Annotated in this window: 17 protein-coding genes; 11 read left to right on the top strand and 6 right to left on the bottom strand. The window is 70.8% G+C overall.

Annotated features, from left to right (window positions below):
* Positions 1–4: 4 nt before the first annotated feature.
* The 4 genes from DN771_RS22410 to DN771_RS22425 are packed head-to-tail and all read left to right on the top strand — an operon-like array spanning position 5 to position 4,145.
* The gene (locus DN771_RS22410) at positions 5–1,570 is read left to right on the top strand and encodes an ABC transporter ATP-binding protein (RefSeq protein ID WP_205528725.1); all 1,566 of its coding nucleotides are present in this window, start codon (positions 5–7) and stop codon (positions 1,568–1,570) included.
* Positions 1,567–2,751, top strand: a complete 1,185-nt coding sequence (locus DN771_RS22415; protein WP_205528726.1) for an ABC transporter permease — start codon at positions 1,567–1,569, stop codon at positions 2,749–2,751. The genes DN771_RS22410 and DN771_RS22415 overlap by 4 nt, the downstream gene beginning before the upstream one ends.
* Positions 2,748–3,650 carry an ABC transporter permease gene (locus tag DN771_RS22420; protein ID WP_116999799.1) on the top strand — a complete coding sequence of 301 codons (903 nt, stop codon included), beginning with the start codon at positions 2,748–2,750 and terminating at the stop codon, positions 3,648–3,650. The genes DN771_RS22415 and DN771_RS22420 overlap by 4 nt, the downstream gene beginning before the upstream one ends.
* Positions 3,651–3,674: 24 nt before the next feature.
* Complete coding sequence (locus tag DN771_RS22425) at positions 3,675–4,145, top strand: nucleoside deaminase (protein WP_205528727.1); 471 nt, start codon at positions 3,675–3,677, stop codon at positions 4,143–4,145.
* A gap of 52 nt (positions 4,146–4,197) precedes the next feature.
* Here the strand turns inward: DN771_RS22425 and queF are convergent, their stop codons facing one another.
* Positions 4,198–4,611 carry a preQ(1) synthase gene (queF, locus tag DN771_RS22430; protein ID WP_227462448.1) on the bottom strand — a complete coding sequence of 138 codons (414 nt, stop codon included), beginning with the start codon at positions 4,609–4,611 and terminating at the stop codon, positions 4,198–4,200.
* 67 nt (positions 4,612–4,678) lie between these two features.
* Between queF and DN771_RS22435 the strand changes: the two genes are divergently transcribed.
* The 3 genes from DN771_RS22435 to DN771_RS22445 all read left to right on the top strand — a co-directional run bounded on the left by DN771_RS22435 (position 4,679) and on the right by DN771_RS22445 (position 7,726).
* Positions 4,679–5,647 carry a phosphotransferase family protein gene (locus tag DN771_RS22435; RefSeq protein ID WP_116999801.1) on the top strand — a complete coding sequence of 323 codons (969 nt, stop codon included), beginning with the start codon at positions 4,679–4,681 and terminating at the stop codon, positions 5,645–5,647.
* A gap of 107 nt (positions 5,648–5,754) precedes the next feature.
* On the top strand, positions 5,755–6,810 hold the full coding sequence (locus tag DN771_RS22440) for an HpcH/HpaI aldolase/citrate lyase family protein (protein WP_116999802.1): 1,056 nt from the start codon (positions 5,755–5,757) through the stop codon (positions 6,808–6,810).
* Between the two features lie 49 nt (positions 6,811–6,859).
* A complete protein-coding gene (locus DN771_RS22445) occupies positions 6,860–7,726 on the top strand; it encodes an HpcH/HpaI aldolase/citrate lyase family protein (RefSeq protein WP_116999803.1) in 867 nt (288 codons plus the stop codon).
* Between the two features lie 91 nt (positions 7,727–7,817).
* Here the strand turns inward: DN771_RS22445 and DN771_RS22450 are convergent, their stop codons facing one another.
* Positions 7,818–8,693, bottom strand: a complete 876-nt coding sequence (locus DN771_RS22450; RefSeq protein ID WP_116999804.1) for an alpha/beta fold hydrolase — start codon at positions 8,691–8,693, stop codon at positions 7,818–7,820.
* A gap of 232 nt (positions 8,694–8,925) precedes the next feature.
* On the opposite strand from DN771_RS22450, the gene DN771_RS22455 reads away from it, so the two are divergent.
* From DN771_RS22455 to DN771_RS22465, 3 genes are all read left to right on the top strand, one after another.
* Positions 8,926–9,669, top strand: coding sequence for an MBL fold metallo-hydrolase (locus DN771_RS22455; RefSeq protein ID WP_162942280.1), 744 nt, complete (start codon positions 8,926–8,928; stop codon positions 9,667–9,669).
* Between the two features lie 69 nt (positions 9,670–9,738).
* On the top strand, positions 9,739–10,134 hold the full coding sequence (locus tag DN771_RS22460; RefSeq protein WP_116999806.1) for a MauE/DoxX family redox-associated membrane protein: 396 nt from the start codon (positions 9,739–9,741) through the stop codon (positions 10,132–10,134).
* A gap of 48 nt (positions 10,135–10,182) precedes the next feature.
* Positions 10,183–11,112, top strand: coding sequence for an alpha/beta fold hydrolase (locus DN771_RS22465; RefSeq protein ID WP_116999807.1), 930 nt, complete (start codon positions 10,183–10,185; stop codon positions 11,110–11,112).
* 52 nt (positions 11,113–11,164) lie between these two features.
* Here the strand turns inward: DN771_RS22465 and DN771_RS22470 are convergent, their stop codons facing one another.
* Genes DN771_RS22470 through DN771_RS22480 form a run of 3 tightly spaced genes read right to left on the bottom strand, consistent with a single transcriptional unit; the run spans position 11,165 to position 14,332 of the window.
* The gene (locus DN771_RS22470; RefSeq protein WP_116999808.1) at positions 11,165–13,243 is read right to left on the bottom strand and encodes a S9 family peptidase; all 2,079 of its coding nucleotides are present in this window, start codon (positions 13,241–13,243) and stop codon (positions 11,165–11,167) included.
* 30 nt (positions 13,244–13,273) lie between these two features.
* Positions 13,274–14,005, bottom strand: a complete 732-nt coding sequence (locus DN771_RS22475) for a sulfite exporter TauE/SafE family protein (protein ID WP_116999809.1) — start codon at positions 14,003–14,005, stop codon at positions 13,274–13,276.
* A 12-nt stretch (positions 14,006–14,017) separates the two neighbouring features.
* Positions 14,018–14,332, bottom strand: coding sequence for a ferredoxin (locus DN771_RS22480; RefSeq protein WP_116999810.1), 315 nt, complete (start codon positions 14,330–14,332; stop codon positions 14,018–14,020).
* A gap of 521 nt (positions 14,333–14,853) precedes the next feature.
* On the opposite strand from DN771_RS22480, the gene sufB reads away from it, so the two are divergent.
* On the top strand, positions 14,854–16,263 hold the full coding sequence (sufB, locus tag DN771_RS22485; RefSeq protein WP_116999811.1) for a Fe-S cluster assembly protein SufB: 1,410 nt from the start codon (positions 14,854–14,856) through the stop codon (positions 16,261–16,263).
* 74 nt (positions 16,264–16,337) lie between these two features.
* Here sufB and DN771_RS22490 read toward each other — a convergent pair whose 3' ends face one another.
* Positions 16,338–19,049, bottom strand: coding sequence for an AAA family ATPase (locus tag DN771_RS22490; protein WP_116999812.1), 2,712 nt, complete (start codon positions 19,047–19,049; stop codon positions 16,338–16,340).
* Positions 19,050–19,073 lie beyond the last annotated feature (24 nt).

Genomic DNA, 19,073 nt, shown 5'->3' on the forward strand with positions numbered 1-19,073 from the left:
CACGGTGGCTCCCACCGTCGAGCTGCGGCGCATCACCAAACGCTTCGGCACGGTCGTCGCCAACGACGGGCTCGATTTCTCGGTCGAGCCCGGCGAGGTGCACGCCCTCCTCGGCGAGAACGGCGCGGGCAAGTCGACGCTCACCCGCATCCTCTACGGGCTCAGCCAGCCCGACGACGGTGAGTTGCTCGTCGACGGGACGTCCGTGCGGTTCTCCTCGCCCAAGGACGCGATGGCCGCCGGCATCGGGATGGTGACGCAGGAGTTCTCGCTCGTCGCTCCGATGACGGTGACCGAGAACGTCATGCTGTCGACGCTCGGCTTCGGTCGGTTCGACCGGGTCGCCGCCCGCTCCCGCGTGGTCGAAGTGGCCACGCGGGTGGGCATCGCGGTGGATCCCGATGCTCGGGTCGGCGACCTGTCCGTCGGCGAACGCCAGCGTGTCGAGATCCTCAAGGCGCTCAACCGGGAGTGCCGCGTCCTCGTGCTCGACGAACCGACGGCGGTGCTGGTCCCGCAGGATGCCGATGCCCTGTTCGACACGATCCGGGCGCTGACCGCCGACGGCCTCGGCGTGGTGTTCATCTCCCACAAGCTGCACGAGGTGACGGCGATCGCCGACCGCGTCACCGTGATCCGCCGCGGCCGCAACGTCGCCACCCGGCCCGCCGCCGGGCTCGAGCCGCGGGCGATCGCCGCCCTGATGGTCGGCGCAGAGGTCGGCGACGCCATCGACGACGAGGTCGAGCTGGCCGCCGTCCTCGGCGCGCCCCTCCCGCACCGTGACGACGCCGGCGCCGACCACCCCACGGGTGCCGCGGGGCCCGAGCCGGTGCTCGATCTCGTCGACGTCGGGCTCGACAGCGACGGCGTCACCCGGCTCGACGGCGTCGCGCTGCGCGTCCACGGCGGCGAGATCGTCGGCGTCGCCGGGGTGAGCGGCAACGGCCAGACCGAGCTCGTCCAGGTGCTGTCGGGGACGGCGCCGGCTACCCGGGGACGAGTGATCGTCGCCGGTCGTGACGTCACGGCGGCCGACCCGCTGGCTCGGCTGGCGGCCGGGCTCGGCCGCATCACCGAGGATCGCAAGGGCAGCGTCGTGCCCGACCTGACCGTCGAGCAGAACCTCGTGCTCGAGGACCTCGATTCCTTCAGGCGCGGCCGCTGGTTCGTCGACCGGCGTCGCGTGCGCGAACACACCCGCGCGCTCATCGAGCAGTTCGACATCCGCGCCGACGCCACGGCGCCGGTCCGGACGCTTTCGGGCGGGAACATGCAGAAGGTGCTGCTGGCGCGGGCGCTCGCCCGTCAGCCCAAGGTGCTGGTGGCGTCGCAGCCGACGCGCGGGCTCGACGTCGGCGCGTGCGAGTACGTCCACGGCCAGTTGCGCTCGGTGCGCGACCGGGGCGGTGGTGTGCTGCTGATCTCCGAGGACCTCGACGAGCTGCTCGCCCTCGCCGACCGGATCGTCGTCATGGTCGGCGGCCGCATCGTCGGCGAGACCAGCGGCGCGGACGCCACCCCCGAATCGGTGGGCCTGATGATGACCGGGGCCGGGGTGCCGGCATGAGCGGCGGGCCGGGTCGGGGCGCGGTCCGGGGGATGGCGCGTGGCACGGCCCGCGGGGCCGGGCCGATCGCCGTGGTCGCCGCGATCGTCGCCACGTTCGCGATCACGGCGGGACCGATCCGGGCGTCCGGCGCCAATCCGCTGTCGGCCTACAACCGGTACCTGATCGAACCCCTGCGATCGTCGTACTCGATCCAGGAGGTGCTGCTCACCTCGACCCCCCTGCTCTTCACGGGGCTCGCCGTGGCCGTGGCGTTCCGGGCCGGCTACTTCAACATCGGCGCCGAGGGACAGTTCCTCGCGGGGGCGATGGGCGCAACGGTGCCGGGCCTGTACCTCGACGGGTTGCCGGCTGGGGTCGCCCTGCCGGTCGGGGTGGTCGCCGGCGCGATCGGGGGCACGTTGTGGGCCACGCTGCCGGCGTGGCTGCGCCGCGTCGCCGGCATCGACGAGGTGGTCACCACGCTGCTGCTCAACCCGGTGTCGCTGCTGCTGATGCAGGGTCTGCTGAACGGTCCGTGGCGGCACCCCGAGAGCGGCTTTCCGGACTCCGACACGTTCGGACCGGGCTATCGCATGCCGCTGATCGTCGGCACCGACCGCGTGCATGCCGGGTTCCTGCTGGCCGTGCTGGCGATCGCCGTGTTCGGCGTGGTGATGGCGTGGTCCCCGCTCGGTTTGCGCGTGCGGGCGGCCGGCGAGGCGCCCGACGCTGCTCGGTTCTCGGGCATCGCCGTGGAGCGGATCCGCTGGCGTGGCGCCCTGCTCTCGGGAGCGATCGCCGGCGTGGCCGGCGCCGTGCAGGTGATGGGCGTGCAGCATCAGCTGACGGCGTCGATCGCCGTCGGCTACGGGTACACGGGCGTCGTCGTGGCGACGCTCGGCGCCTTGCACGCAGCCGGCGTCTCCGTCGTCGGCCTCGTGCTCGGCCTGATCGCCGTCGGCGCGCAGAGCGCGTCGCGGGTGCTGCAGCTGCCGTTCCAGATGGGCCAGTTGGTGACCGCCGTGCTGCTTCTCACCACGGTGAGCGCCGTGACGATCGCCCGCAGGAGAACCCGCGCATCAACCTCCGGAGTTCAGCGAGCGAAGCGAGCGTCCCGAAGTCCTCGCGGCCAAGGGCGACGGAGCGCCAGCGGAGTCGCCCGTTGGCGCGGCCTGCGTGGCCGGGGAACGCAGAGATGAGCGGCTTTTCGTTTGTTGCCGCGTTGACGGCGATGCTGACGATCGCCACGCCGTTGATGTTCGGAGCCCTCGGGGCGATCTGCAACGAGCGGGCGGGCGTGCTCAACCTGGGGATCGAAGGGACGATGTACGCCGGGGCGTTCGTGGGCTTCATGGCGGCCGAGCACACCGGCTCGTTGTGGGTCGGGGTTGTGTGCGCGCTCGCCGCCGGTGCGGTCGCCGGGGCCTTGATGGGAGTGCTGACGGTGACGATCGGGGTCAACCAGCACGTCGCCGGCATCGGCGTGACGTTGGCCCTCGTCGCCGCGTGCGACTACGCCAGCCGTCTGCTCTACAGCACCGGATCGATGGCCCGCTCGCCGAAGTTCAGCCGTTGGTTCGGCGGCGCCGACATCATCGGGCAGTACCCGCCGACGTTCGTCGCCGTGGTCGTGCTCGCGCCGTCGTTGTGGTTCGTGCTGCGCTCCACCGGAGCCGGCCTGCGTCTGCGGGCGGTGGGGGAGAACCCCGAGGCCGCCGACGTCGCCGGCATCTCCGTCGCCCGCACCCGCTACGCGGCGCTCGTCGTCGGCGGCATGTCGATGGCGATGGGTGGTGCCTTCCTGACGCTCGCCGTGCTCGGCAGCTTCACGATCGACATCGTCAGCGGTCGCGGCTGGGTCTGCATCGCCCTGGTCATCTTCGGCCGGTGGGGCGTGTGGGCGACGATGGGCGGCGCCCTGCTGTTCGGACTCGCCGACGCCCTCCAACTGCAGTTGGCGATCACCTCGGCGTTCGGCGGCGTGCCGAACGAGTTGATGATCGCCGTCCCCTATCTCGTCGTCATCATCGCCCTCGTCGTGTGGGGCCGGGGCATTCGCTACCCCGGCGCCTACATGCGTGCCTACCACCGCGCCTGAGTTCGCCGGAGTCTGGAGTTCCCCGTGCCCGCTGATCCGATCACCGACCTCGACCGCCGGCATCTCGATGCCGCCATCGCCGAAGCCCGGGCCGGCCTCGCCGAAGGAGGAATTCCGATCGGCGCCGCCCTCGTGGTGGACGGCGAGGTGATCGCCGTCGGCCGCAACCGGCGCGTGCAGCAGGGCAGCGCGATCAAGCACGGCGAGACCGACTGCCTGGAGAACGCCGGGCGTCAGCCGGCGTCGGTGTACGCCTCGGCGACGATGGTGACCACGCTGTCGCCCTGCGACATGTGCACCGGGGCGATCCTGCTCTACGGCATCGGCCGGGTGGTCATCGGCGAGAACCGCACCTTCTACGGCGGCGAGGACTACCTGCGCCAGCGCGGTGTCGAGGTGGTCGTCGTCGACTCCGACGAGTGCGTGGCGATGATGACCGACTTCATCGCCGCCAACCCCTCGCTCTGGAACGAGGACATCGGCGTCGTCGACTGAGCGTTACGGTTGGTGCCTGGCACCAACCGTAACGGCGGTCCACGGTCCGGTGTCAGGGCAGCTCGGCGAGCGCCGTCAGAGTGATGCCGCCGCGTGGCCGTTGCGTGATCCGCACGGTGACGCGGTTCGGCGCGGCCGTCAGCATGATCTCGCCGGCGATCTCGGCGGCCAGCGCTTCGGCGAACACCTGCTGATCCCGGAACCGCCAGAGGTAGAGCTTGAGACTCTTCGACTCGACGCACCACTCGGCGGGCACGTAGCTGATCTCGACGCTCGACAGGTCGGGCTGGCCGGTCACCGGGCAGACCGACGCGACCTCGTCGGTGGAGAATCGGACCTCGGTGACGTGGGCCGGCGCCGGGAACACCTCGACGTGGTCGACGGCGTGGCGGACCGTGCTCCCGAGGATCGTCAGGGACGGCGGCTCGCCCGTGGAAGATGGCTCGGGCAAGTCGGACTCGGACACGCTCGTGAGCGTACCGATGCGCCGGGCCGCGGCCGGCGGGGCTCGCCAGCGCCTACCGTCGATGAGCATGACGCCGGCCTTCTCGCAGCGCGTGACATCGGAAGAGTGGCGCTCCGGGGCCGAGCGCTGGATCGGCGATCGTCTCGCCGAGCGGGCGATCGCGCCCACGGGGCCGATCGAGCAGCGCCGGGTGCGTCCGTGGTCGACACAGCTCACCGTGCCGACCACGGCGGGGACCGTGTGGTTCAAGGCAAACTGCGCGGCGATGGCGCACGAGCCCGCCGTCCACGCCGCCCTGGCCGGAATCGACGACGACATCGCCGCGCCGCTGGCCATCGAGGCCGACGAGGGCTGGCTGCTCACGCTCGACGCCGGTTCGACGTTGGCAGGCGACGAGTCGCCGTCCAGTGACGACTGGCGCACGGTGATGCACCTGGCGGCCCGGCTGCAACGTGCGGTCATCGTTCACCGGCACGTGCTGATCGCGGCCGGACTGCCCGACCACTCGCCGTCGACGGCCGGCCGGCGCTTCGACGAGTTGGTCGACGCCTTCTCGTCGCTGCCGGACGAGCATCCGTCCCGACTCGACGCCGACCGCCGGCGCCAGCTCGTCGCCGCCCGGACCCGCCTGATCGAGGCGGCCGACGAGCTCGGAGCCTCGCCGCTGCCGGCGACGTTCCAGCACGGCGACCTGCATCCCGGCAACGTCTTCGCCGGTGACACCGGCCTCCGTCTCTTCGACTTCGGCGACGCGCAGTGGGCGCATGCGCTCGAGGTGCTCGTCGTGCCGATGGGGATCGTCGGCCGGAGCGACGACGTCGACTGGGACGTGGTGTGGGAGGCCTACACGGACGGTTGGAACGGCGTCGCGTCGCCGAGTGAGATGGAGCCGCTCCTCGCCGCAGCCGAGCTGACCCACGCGGTGAACCGCTCGGCGACGTGGTGGGCGGCGGTCGCCGAAGCGACGGCCGCGGAGCTGGCCGACTGGGGCGATGCTCCGCTGGGCCACCTGCTTCGCGTCCTGGACGCAGCCTGAGAAGCGTTCGGACCCGGAGATCTCCGGTCCCGACCCGTCCGGAATCGTGCCGCCCGCTCGCCGAGCGGGTTCGGGGTGGCAACGGCGGGCGCCCTACGCTTCGCGGCGTGCGTCCCCCGAAAGACTTCTTCCGCCCGCTCGCGCTCGGCGCGCCCGAGCCGGTGCGGGACATCCCGTTCCGACCGTCGCGAATGATCCACTTCATGCCGCCCTCGAATCCGAAGATGGTTGCCAAGGTGCCGCAGATCGCCCCGACGGTCGACGTGTTGTTGGCCAACCTCGAAGACGGCGTCCCGGCGAGCGACAAGGAGGCCGCCCGGGCCGGGCTCGTGGAGATCGGCAAGGCGTGGGACTCCGGGACCGACACACAGCTCTGGACGCGGGTGAACTCGCTCGACTCGCCGTGGGTGCTCGACGATCTCACCGCCGCAGTGACCGAGATCGGTGACCGGCTCGACGTCATCATGATCCCCAAGGTCGAAGGGGCCGAGGACATCCACTACGTCGACCGCCTCCTCGCCCAGCTCGAGGCGCGTGCCGGGCTCACCAGGCCGATCCTCGTGCACGCCATCCTCGAGACGGCACGCGGCGTGGCCAACGTCGAGCAGATCTGCGCCGCGTCGCCCCGGATGCAGGGCCTCAGCCTCGGCCCAGCCGACCTCGCCGCCAACCGGCGGATGAAGACGACACGCGTCGGTGGCGGCCACCCGGGCTACCTGGTGCGGCAGGACCCCGATCCCGACGATGCCGCGGCACCCCGCACCACGTACCAGCAGGACCTGTGGCACTACACGATTGGCCGCATGGTCGATGCGTGCGTCACCTACGGCGTGCTGCCGTATTACGGCCCCTTCGGCGACATCGCCGACGTGGTCGCCTGCGAGGACCAGTTCCGCAACGCCTACCTGCTCGGCTGCGTCGGGGCGTGGAGCCTGCATCCCGCGCAGATCGACATCGCCAAGCGCGTGTTCAGCCCCGACCCCGCCGACGTCGCCCACGCCAAGCGGGTGATCGAGGCGATGGGCGACGGCACGGGCGCCGTGCTGCTCGACGGCAAGATGGAAGACGACGCGTCGGTGAAGCAGTGCAAGGTCGTCATCGAGCTCGCCCGGCAACTCTCCGCCCGCGATCCGCACCTCGCCGAGCTGTACGGGGCGCTGTGATGAGCTGCTGGAGTTCTTCAGCGAGCGCACTGCGTGGCCGGGGAACGCAATGAACGAGCTCATCCCCCGCCGATCGGTGCTGTACATGCCCGCGGCCAACGAGCGAGCGCTCGAGAAGGCCAAGACGCTTCCCGCCGACGCGATCATCTTCGATCTCGAGGACGCCGTCGCCCCGGACGCCAAGCCACAGGCACGCGAGCAGGCGGCGGCTGCGGTCGCCTCGGGCGAGTACGGCCGGCGGGAGCTGACGATCCGGTGCAACGGCCTCGACACCCAGTGGGGCGCCGACGACATCGCCGTCGCCGCGGCGGCAAAGCCCTCGGCGGTGGTGATCCCCAAGGTGTCGACGGTGGCCTACCTCGACGACATCGCCGCCCGCCTCGACGCCGCCGGTGCCGACACGACGACGATCTGGGCGATGGTCGAGACGCCGACGGCTATTCTCGATGCGCGCGCCATCGCCGCCCATCCCAGGGTCACCGTCCTCGTGATGGGCACCAACGACCTCGCCCGCGAGCTGCGCGCCCCGCTCGGCGTGGCGGACCGGTCGAATCTCGTGCCACACCTCGCCGCCGCCGTGCTCGCCGCCCGGGAGGCCGGCAAGGTGATCCTCGACGGCGTCTTCAACGACGTCAAGGACCTCGACGGCTTCGCCGCCGAGTGTCGCCAGGGCGTGGAGCTCGGCTTCGACGGCAAGACGCTGATCCATCCCGGCCAGGTCGAGCCGGCCAACGCCGCATGGTCGCCGACCGAGGCCGACATCGAGCAGGCGCGCAAGGTGATCGATGCGTTCGCCGCCGCCGAGGCCGAGGGCCGCGGAGTGGTCACGGTGGACGGCCGGATGGTCGAGAACCTCCACGTCGACAACGCCCGGCGCACGCTCGCTGTGGCGGCGGCGATCGCCGCCCAATCGTGACGGCGGCGGCGATCGCCGCCCAGGCCTAGCGCGATGAGCCAGACCCGCAGTATCCGCGGGTCAGGCTCATCGCAGCGTCGGTCACTGTCGATCAGCTGCAGAAATCGGCGATGAGGGCGTTGACGATGTCGGGCTGTTCGAGGTGGAGGAAGTGGCCGGCGCCGTCGACGACCGTCGTCACGATGTGATCCGGGTAGAACCCGTCGGCGCCGTCGAGCAACTCGGCGCCGATGCATCCGTCGTCTCTCCCGTGGAGGTAGAGCGTCGGCTGAGCGGGGACGGCCGTCGTGGCGATCTGGGCCACCTCGTAGCGGTCGTCGCGGGCGCCATCGCCGAGCGTGGCGCGGTAGTAGCCGATGGCGGCGAGGAGGTGCGCCGGATCGGCGAGGCTGTCGCGGACGTTGGCGACGTCGACCGACGCGTCGTAGCCGGGTGACCATTGCGCCCAGAGCCGCTCGATGAAGGCGAAGTCGTTCGACGGGACGACGAGGTCGGCCAGCGGGTGGAGCAGGAAGAACATGTACCAACTGCGTTGCAGCTGGTCGAGGTTGCCGAGGAAGGCGCCGGCGACCACCGGCCCCGGCGGCACGGCCAAGCCGACCACCCGCCGCCATCGGTCGGGCGCCGCGCCGACGGCGCCGTACGTGGCCATCGCCCCCCAGTCGTGGCCGATCAGCACGGCGTCGCCGTCGCCGCCGAGCACGTCGTGGAGGGCGTTGGCGTCGTGCCCGAGGGCCCCCGTCTGGTACACGCCGTCCGGGGCGAGTCCGGTCGGTGCGTAGCCGCGCATGAACGGAGCCACGGCGCGATAGCCCCGTTCGGCCAGCACGGGCAGCAGGTGACGCCACGTGTGGGCGGTGTCGGGGAAGCCGTGCAGGCAGAGCGCGAGCGGTCCCGTCCCGGTGGCGAGATAGGCGAAGTCGATGCCGTTGGCTGTCGTCGTGCCGTGCTCGATGGCGTGATGCATCCCGGGATCATCGCAGGGTGAACGGAGACGGACGTCACGGTGCCGTGGCGTTTACACGGTGCAGTCCGGCGACCTAGCGTGATCGTGTTCGTACGAGCAGCGTCAGACAGAGCCTGGGGGAGAGTTTGCAGGTCGGGTCCGAATGATCATCACGTTCCATGGTGTCCGGGGGTCAACGCCGTGCAACAGCGACGCCATCAGTCGGTACGGAGGCAACACATCGTGCGTGTCGGTGAGCGCGCCCGATGAGGATCCGTTGCTCTTCGACCTCGGGACGGGACTGCGCTACTTCGGCGATTCGATGCGCCCTGACGAGCTGTTCCGTGGCACGGTGCTGCTCAGCCATCTTCACTGGGATCACGTCCAGGGTCTGCCGTTCTTCCGGCCGCTGCTGAAGGACGGCGCGGAGATGACGATCCACGCGCCGGCCCAGCCCGACGGCCGTCATCCCGGCGACGTGCTGCTCACGACGATCCGCCCGCCGCTCTTTCCGGTGCACCTCAACGAGATGGGTGGCACGGTCACCGTGCACCGGGCGAAGCCGGAGTTCTCGGTGGGCGGCTTCATCGTCCGCTCCGCCGAGGTTCCTCACAACGGTGTCACGTGCGGCTACCGCGTCGACTACCACGACCGGAGCGTGGCGTACATCTGCGACCACCAGCAGCCCGACGACCCTGAGCAGGTCGCCGAGTCGGTGATCGGCCTCTGTCACGGTGTCGATCTCCTCATTCACGACGCGCAGTACACACCCGACGACTTCGAGCGCAAGCGCACGTGGGGTCACTGCACCAGCGAGTACGCCGTCACCGTCGCCGCGGCCGTGAAGGCCAAGCGGCTGGCCCTGTTCCACCACGATCCGTATCACGACGACGACATGGTCGACGCGATGGCCGCTCGCGCCGCGGGCCTCGCTGCGCCGCACGGCATCGAGGTGTTCGCCGCGGCCGAGGGCCAGTCGATCGACCTCGACGACTGACCGGCTGGCGGGTCCGGCACGGGGAGCCCGACGAGCAACGACGCCGTGTCGCCGATAGGAACGGTGGGGATGGTGTTCGCCACGTCCTATGTCGCCAACGTCGCTGGGGTCACGCTCGGGGTGCTCTTCATGATCGCCGGCATCGCCAAGATCGGGGCCGGTGAGCGCTGGTGGGTGCAGGCCGCCGACCTCGGAGTGCCGCGACCCGTGGCCGCGGCGGTGCCGTGGCTGGAGATCGCCATCGGGACGACGGTCGCCTTCCGCGTGGCCATGCCGCTGCCGGCGATCGCCGCCGTGGTGCTGCTGCTCGCCTTCACCGTCTTCATCGTCGTCCGGCTGCGCGACGGGGAACGACCGCCGTGCGCATGCTTCGGGGTGTGGTCCGCCGCACCGCTGTCGGGCTGGCACGTGGCCCGCAACGTGTGCATGGTCGCCCTCGGTGTCGTCACCTTCGTCGCCGCCTGACCACGGGAGGTTCTCGACCGGGTTCTTGACCAGTATGGTCAGGAATCGATGAGCGACGTCCCGTTCCCCGCCGGCACCTTCTCCGACGCCTACGACCCAGACGACGAGTTCTCCCTGCTCGCCGATGAGGCGGCGATCTTCGGCATCGCCGTCGACTTCCAGCCCGTCGAGCGCGTGTCGTTCGAGGCGTCGGGCGGCCAGCAGCTGAGCGCGCTGAGGTGGGGGACCGCCACACCCGAGATCGTCCTGTTGCACGGCGGCGGGCTGAACGCCCACACGTGGGACATGACGATCGCGGTGCTCGACCGGCCGGCGCTGGCGATCGACCTCCCCGGCCACGGGCACTCGGCGTGGCGCTCCGACGGGGACTATCGCCCGCGCACCAACGCCGGGCCGGTCGCCGAGGCGATCGCCGCCCTCGCTCCGGACGCCGCAGCGGTGGTCGGGCAATCGCTCGGCGGGCTGACCACGATCGCCGTCGCCGAGGTGCGCCCCGACCTCGTCCGCCGGCTCGGCCTGGTGGACATCAGCCCGGGTCTGCGGATCGAGGACGCCGCCCAGGTGCGCGACTTCCTGGACGGGGCGACGTCGTTCGCCAGCCCCAACGAGATCGTCGAGCGGGCGCGGGCGTTCGGCATCGGCTTCAGCGACCAGTCGCTGGCGATCGGCGTGCTGCACAACACCCGCCGGGGCGACGACGGGCGCTGGGTCTTCCGCCACCATCTGACCACGCTGCCCGAGGGCGCCCCGGCGGACTTCGACTTCCCGTCGTACTGGGCGCCGCTCGAGGCGGCGGCCTCACGCGGCGTGCCAGTGCTCCTCGTCCACGGATCGCGCGGCTTCCTGTCCCCGCCGGTCGTCGCCGAGTTCCCCGAGCGGATCCCCGGCGCCACCGTCGTCGCCATCGACGGCCCGCACAACCTCCAGGAGGACGCCCCGGCGCCGCTGGCCGCGGCCCTCGCCGACTTCCTCGGTTGACCTCCGGGCGATCTGACGGTCGGTGCCCGGCACCAACCGTCAGATCCGTCGGTCACAGGGTGGTGAGGAGGAAGGCGAGGGTGCGGGCTTCGTCGCGCCAGGCTTCGTAGCGGCTCGTCGGGCCGGCGTGGCCGGCGCCCATCTCGGTCTTCAGCACCAGCGGGCGAGCCACACCGGCGCCCAGCGAGCGCAGACGGGCGACCCACTTGGCCGGTTCGTGCACGCTGACCCGCGGATCGTTCAGCCCCGCCGTCACGTACAGCGCCGGCCACGTCGCCGCGCCCGATGCGACCGTGTTGTCGTAGGGGGAGTAGGAGAGCATGTAGCTGGCGTAGGGCTCGACCCGCGGGTCGCCCCACTCCTCCCACTCGGTCACCGTCAGGGGCAGCGACGGATCGCTCATCGTCGCCACGATGTCGACGAACGGCACCTCGGCCACCGCCGACGCGAACCGCGCCGGCTGCATCGTGATGCAGGCGCCCACGAGCAGGCCTCCGGCGCTGCCACCGCGGATCGCCAGGCGGCTGCCATCGCCGTAACCGGTCGCCACGAGATGGTCGGCGATCGCCAGGGTGTCGGTGAACGTGTTGCGCTTGTTCAGCAGCTTGCCGTCGAGATACCAGGACCGGCCGAGCTCGCCGCCGCCACGCGGGTGGGCGAGGGCCCAGACGCCGCCGCGGTCCAGGAGCGAGATCCGACCGACGCTGAACCACGGCGGCATCGACATCTCGTAGGAGCCGTAGCCGTACACGACACACGGGGCCGTGCCGTCGATCGGCGTGTCGACGTGGTGGACGACGTCGACCGGGACCTCCACACCGTCGGCGGTGGTGGCCCACAGGCGGGTCGCCGTGTAGCGGCTGAGGTCGACGCCGGGGGTGGGCGTCTGCTTGCGCAACCTCCGCTCGCCGGAGACGAGGTCGTGGTCGTACACCGACGACGGGGTGGTGAGGGACTGGTACGTCACGCGCACGCTGGTGCTCGTCCACTCCGGATTGGCGCCGAGCTCGATGTCGTGGGGCTCGGCACCGAAGTCGAGTGCCGTGAGCGTGCCGCCCCGCCCGAGCACCCGGACCCGCGGTTGGGCGGCGTTCCACTCGTGGATCACGAGGTGATCGGCGAATGGTTCGGCCCCCGTGATGCGCCGGCCCGGCTCGTGGGCGATCAACTCGGTCCAGTCCTCGGGCGCGTCGTGGGGCGCCGTCATCACCCGGAAGTCGGGGGCGTCGAGGTTGGTGACCACGACGAACCGGTCACCCCAGTCGTCGATGCCGTACTCCACGTCCTCGGCCCGCTCCCGGACGAGGCGAGGCGCCGCGGTGGGATCGTCGGTGGGGATGACGTGGGCCTCCCCCGAGGTCTTGGCGTTGGACGAGATGATCAGCCACTTCTCGCTGCGTGTCGACTCGACGCCTATGAAGAACCGTTCGTCGGGCTCGGACATCACCAGCACATCGTCGGCGGGGTCGCTGCCGAGGCGATGACGCCAGATCTCGTGTGGGCGCATCTGCTCGTCCGGGCGGGCGTAGAACAACCACGTGGCCCCGTCGGCGTCGGGTGCCGACCAGGCGATGCCCGCCCACGAGATCACGTCGGTCAGGGTGTCGGGCAGATCGCGCCCGGTCACGAGGTCACGCACGCGCACCGTGTACTTCTCGCTGCCGTCGGGGTCGAACGACCAGGCGATCAGCGAGTGGTCGGGCGAGGGTTCGACGGCGTTGACGTCGAAGTACTCGTGGCCGGCCGCCTCGACGTTGCAGTCGAGCATGACGGTGGCGGGCGCGGCGGGACCGGCCTCCTGCAACGCCGCCTCGTCACGGCTGCGGCAGAACACGGGGTACGCCTCACCCTCGATCGTGCGGGTGACGTACCACCAACCGCCGTGCCGGACCGGGACGGACAGGTCGGTCTCCTGGACGCGTGACTTGATCTCCTCGTACAGCCCGTCGACGAGCTCGGCCCGGCCGTCGGCGGCGAAGAACTCGTCGGCGTAGGCGTTCTCCGCGTGCAGGTAGGCGATCAGCTCGGGGTCGTCCTTGTCCCGCATCCACGCCCACGGGTCCTCGGCGGGACCGGTGGGGCGCTCCCACACGTGGGGCCGGGTCGGGGCAACGGGGGGTGTGGCGGTCATCCCCGAGATTCTGGTCGGTGATCCGCCGCTTCAGGACCTCATGGCCGAGGCGATCGCGCTGAACGCCGCCACGCAGAGCAAGGCGAGGACGAGATACCGGAACCTCCTGCCGTGGAGGCGGCGCCGCAGCGGCCAGCCGAGCGCCTGGCCGGCGAGCACGGCGGGTGCGGCCACGGCGGCCGCGATCAATCCGTCACGGTTGACCTTGCCGGCGGCGACGAACGCCACGATGGCCCCTACGTTGGAGATCGTGAACACCGCGGCCAGCGTCCCCCGGAACCGGTCGGGCGACACGTGGCGCGCCTCGAGGGCGAACACGAGCGGGGGCCCGTTCGTCGACAGCGACGTGTTGAGCGCCCCCGACAGGAACCCCGCCGAGTACTCGAGGCGGCGATCCGTTCGGGCCGGCTCGCGCTGCCACAGCAGGAAGACCACCGCGACGACGATCGCCACCCCGAGGATGATCTGCAGCGTCCGGTCGCTGACGACGAGGAACAGGGCCAGGCCGAAGGGCATGCCGAGGTAGGCGGCGACAGTGAGATCGCGGACCGCAGCGCCGTCGATGTGACGCCGGCCGGCCCATGCATGCCACGCATTGAGCACCAGCCCGATCAAGGTCCCGACGACGACGGCCTCACGCGTGGGGATCGCCAGTGACATCAGCGGCATCGACAGCAGGCTGAAGCCGAACCCGGAGGCGGCGTGCGTGGCCCCGGCCACCAGCACGGCCGCAGCGACGATGGTGAGGTCGGCGCCGCTCATCCGCGGACCGGCTCAGGCCGCGTCGTCGCGGATGTCGATGCGGGCGGCGATGCGGGCGTCGACGTTCACGTCGAGGTCGGCGTCGACCGGCGCATCGATCTCGATGAAGATGCACTCGCCGGGGCAGTCCTCGGCGGCGTGGATGACGTTCTCGACCCAGCGCACCGGCACGACGGCGAGCGATCCCGAGCTGCCTGGATCGTTGAGCGCGTGACCGTTCTCCTTGACGTAGGCGATGCCGTCCTCGAGCTGCATGAACACGTCGGGACAGTGGTCACAGCAGAGGCCGTCGCCGGTGCAGAGGTCTTGATCGATCCACACGCGCATGCCGCCTGCACGGTACCGGGTTTTGGATTTCCGGGGTCCACAGCGGCGGAGCCCCGTCGGGTTTTGGTTTCGGGGGTTCACGGGGGCGGAGCCCCCCGTCGTTTTGGATTTCGGGGGTTCACGGGGGCGGAGCCCCCCGTCGTTTTGGATTTCGGGGGTTCACGGGGGCGGAGCCCCCCGTCGTTTTGGATTTCGGGGGTTCACGGGGGCGGAGCCCCCCGTCGGTTTTGGTTTTTGGGGTTCACGGGGGCGGAGCCCCCCGTCGGTTTTGGTTTTTGGGGTTCACGGGGGCGGAGCCCCCCGTCGGTTTTGGTTTTTGGGGTTCACGGGGGCGGAGCCCCCCGTCGTTTTGGATTTCGGGGGTTCACGGGGGCGGAGCCCCCCGTCGTTTTGGATTTCGGGGGTTCACGGGGGCGGAGCCCCCCGTCGTTTTGGATTTCGGGGGTTCACGGGGGCGGAGCCCCCGTGTGAATTGTTACTATGGCGGTAGTGCAAACTCTGCCCGCGATTCGGAGCTGCTCATGACCACGTCCCCGTCGTTCGATCTCGACCTCACCAAGTACCAGCTCGGCTGGAGCGATGAGGCAGAGTACGCGTTCACCCCCGAGAAGGGGCTGGACGAGGGCGTTATCGACCAGATCTCGTGGTGGAAGGGCGAACCCCGCTGGATGACCAAGCTGCGTCAGCGCAGCTTGAAGACGTTCGAGCGCAAGCCGATGAATCCGTGGTTCGCGGTGAACATGCCCGACATCGACTTCCAGGACATCTACTACTACCTGAAGCCGGCGGCCGCCCAGACCGACGAGTGGGACGACCTGCCCGAGCAGATGCGCCAGACGTACGAGAAGCTCGGCATCCCCGAGGCCGAGCGCCAGTACCTCGCCGGTGTCACCAGCCAGTACGACTCCGAGGTCGTCTATCACCGCAACCGAGAGGACCTCGAGAAGCAGGGGATCCTCTTCTGCGACATGGACACGGCGCTGCGCGAGTACCCCGACATCGTCAAGCAGTACTTCGGCACCGTCATCCCGCCCGGCGACAACAAGTTCGCCGCCCTCAACACCAGCGTGTGGTCGGGCGGCTCGTTCATCTACGTGCCGCCGGGCGTCGAGGTGGAGATGCCCCTGCAGGCGTACTTCCGCATCAACTCGGAGAACGCCGGCCAGTTCGAGCGCACGCTGATCATCGCCGACGAGGGGGCCAAGGTCCACTACATCGAGGGCTGCTCGGCGCCGGTCTACACCAACGACGCGCTGCACTCGGCGGTCGTCGAGATCGTCGTCAAGCCGTCGGCGCGGGTCACCTACACCACCATCCAGAACTGGAGCCCCAACGTCTACAACCTCGTCACCAAGCGGGCGCGGGTCGAGGCCGAGGGTCACATGGAGTGGATCGACGGCAACATCGGCTCGAAGCTGACGATGAAGTACCCGAGCGTCTACCTGGTCGGCCCGAAGGCCACCGGCGAGGTCTTGTCGGTGGCGTACGCCGGCGCCGGCCAGCACCAGGACGCCGGGGCCAAGATGATCCACGCGGCACCCGAGACGACGTCGAAGATCGTGTCGAAGTCGATCTCGAAGGACGGCGGCATCACCACGTACCGGGGCCTCGTTCGGGTCGACGACGGGGCGACGAACTGCAAGTCGCACGTGCAGTGCGACGCGCTGATCCTCGACGAGGAGTCGGAGAGCCGCACCCTGCCGTACATGGAGGTCGGCGAGCGCGACGCCCAGATCGGGCACGAGGCGACCGTGTCGAAGGTCGCCGACGAGCAGCTCTTCTACCTGATGAGCCGCGGCCTGTCGGAGGAGCAGGCGATGGGCATGGTGGTCAACGGCTTCATCGAGCCGATCACCCGCACGTTGCCGATGGAGTACGCCGTCGAGTGGAGCCGCCTCATCGAGCTGCAGATGGAAGGTTCCGTCGGCTGAGGGCCGACCCCTCCACGTTCCTGTACTGATTTCTAGTCACGGGTGACAAGAGATCAGTACAAGAAGTCGGGGTGTCAGGTGTCGGGCCGGGCGAGGGCGGCGGCGAGGTCGACGCGTGAGCGGATGCCCAGCTTGCGGTAGGTCCGGGACAGGTTCGCCTCGACGGTCCGCAGGCTGACGAACATCGCAGCGGCGATCTCGGCGTTGGTCGCTCCGCCGGCCGCCCGTTCGGCGACCTGGCGCTCGGTCGGTGTGAGCGTCGCCGACCGCCGTGGCCGACCACCGATGCGCGCCGCCTCGGTGCGGCACCGTTCGAGCCACGGAGCGGCGCCGATGTCGGTGAAGATCGTCCCCGCTTCGTCGAGCAGCCGGCGGGCCTCAGTGCGTCGCCGAGCCCGGCGGGCGGCCCGGCCGGCGGCGAGCAGCGTGCGCGCCAGTTCGTAGCGGTCACCGTCGCGATCGTGGATCTTGGCGGCGTTGGCGAACAGGCGGGTGGCGAGGTCGTCGTCGCCCGACGCCGAAGCCACCACCGCCCGCGCCCCGTCGGCGTCGGCGCGGGCGCTGTCGAGGCCCGAGCGCTCGGCGAGGTCTGTCATCGTGTGGGCGACGTCGAGGGCCTCGTCGGCGCGGCCGGCCGCCACCAATGCCTCCACGTAGTCGCGCCGGTACGGGATGAACCGTGGCGCACGCAGGCCGATGTCCGCAGCGAGCTGGTGGGTGAGCTCGAGCTGGTCGGCCGCGTCGGGATCGCCGAGCACGAACGCCGTCATCGCCCGGCGGGCCTGGATCCCGTAGGCGTTGATCGGACCGAGGGCTTCGGTACTGGAGATGCCGGCCAACAGCCTGCGGGCCGAGTCGGCGCGCCCGGTCGAGGCGTGGAGGAAGGCGAGCGTGGCCCGATCGGGAGCATCGAGGTCGCCGCGCGGCGAGCTGGTGAGCTCCTGCTCGGCGGCGGCCCATTCACCGCGCGACGTGCGCATCTCGGCGAGGTATCCGAGGGCGTTGGTCTCGGTCACGGCGTCGCCTCGGGCGGTCGCCGCCTGCAGCATTCGTTCCGCCCATTCGATCCCGCGCGGATCGCCCGCGAACCAGAGGAGCTGGGCGAGCTCCTCCATGGCGTAGCCGAGGAACATCTCGTCGGGCCACAGGGCGGCGCCGGCCACCGCGTCGTCGATGTCGGCGGGCTCGCCGACGAGCACGCGCGACACGGCGACCGAGAGGGCGGCCGTTTCGATCGCCTCACGATCTCCACCGCGCTCAGCGTCGTCCTGGGCTCGCAACGCGGCCTGCAGCCCTCGATCGAGGCTGGCGAGACGTTCGAGCAGGACGAGCTGGGCGAAGGCGAACATCCGCCCGCGGGTCGTGGTGACCGAATCGATCGAGGCCAGTGCCTCGCGCCGAGCTGCCTCCGCCCCGTCGCACGAGACCATCGCCGCCACGCGCATGGTGACCACACGGTCGGCCTCGCCGGATCCCGGCGGCGCGTCGATCTCGGCGAGCGTGGCGAGCAGCTCGTGATGCATGACCGCGATGCTCTGGGTGGTGGCGAGGGCCATCTGTCGCCGCAAGCGATCCTCGTCGTGCCCCGGCGGGGTGGCGGCGACGCTCGCCCGGTAGAGCTGGCCGGCCGCCTCCGTGGCCCCGCGGCGATCGGCGAGCTCGCCCGCGGCTTCGAGGGTGGCAGCGGTGTCGACGTCGGGTCGGGGACCTGATGCCGCAAGGTGGACGCCACGGCTCTCGGGATCGCTGACCAGCCGGGCCAGCGTGGCGTGGGCGGCCCGCAGCTGCGCCGTCGACAGCGGGGTGAGGGCGGCGGCTGAGATCGTCGGGTGTGTGAAGCGGATCGTCGGCGACGTCCCGTGTCCCGGGAGAACCTCGACGAGGCCGTCGGCCTCGGCCGGCCCGAGCGCCGTCAGTGCGTCACCGCCGATCGCGGCGTCGACGATGTCGATCGACGCCGACGCCAGGAGGGCGGCGAACTGCATCGCCGTCAGCGTCTCGCGGGGGAGTGCCGACAGGCGGGGCCGCAACGACTCGACGATCGACCGCGGCGTCAGCGCCCGCTCCAGCGACTCTCCGGCGGCGAGCTGCCTGGCGATCTCCGATGCCAGCATCGGGTTGCCCCCTGACCGGTCGTGCACCGCGCGCAGCACCGACCTCGACAGCGGTCGGCCGGCGATCGGCCGGACGAGTTCGGCGATCGCCTCCATCGTCAGCCCCGGCAGCTCGACGGCGTCACGTCGATCCGGAGGGACCGCCGAGGCGTCGATTGCGGATGGCTCGTCGCTCCGCCGCGACAGGACGAACACGACCGGATGGTCGGCGATCGAGCGCGCGGCGAACGTGAGCACGCCAGCGGTGGGTGGGTCGAGCCAGTTCTGGTCGTCGAGCACGACGGCCAGGGGAGCAGCGGACGCGGCGTGGACGAGCAGCTCGCGTACGGCGACGGCGACCCCGTGGGCCTGCACCGTGGTGGAAGGGTCGGGAGCCGTGATCGAGGCGAGGTGGGCACCCAGCCCGCTCGGCAGGCTGGCGATCACGTCCGGCTCGACGGGGGTGAGGAGGGCGGCGAGCCCGGCCCACGTCAACGTCCGTTCTGGGAGTGTGGCCGTGTGCTGCCACACCGTGTACCCGTTCTCGCGGAGGCGGCCGACGGCCGCGGCGAGGAGCGTCGACTTGCCCGACCCGGGGGCACCCGTGACCTCGACGAGGCGACCGGCACCGGCGCGGGCGAGCTCGGCCGCGGCGAGCACGGCCGCCAGCTCGCCGTCCCGCGCCATCATCATGGCCGCGATCGTAGGCAACGGCGG

This window comes from Desertimonas flava (assembly GCF_003426815.1).
In the GTDB taxonomy this organism is placed as follows: domain Bacteria; phylum Actinomycetota; class Acidimicrobiia; order Acidimicrobiales; family Ilumatobacteraceae; genus Desertimonas; species Desertimonas flava.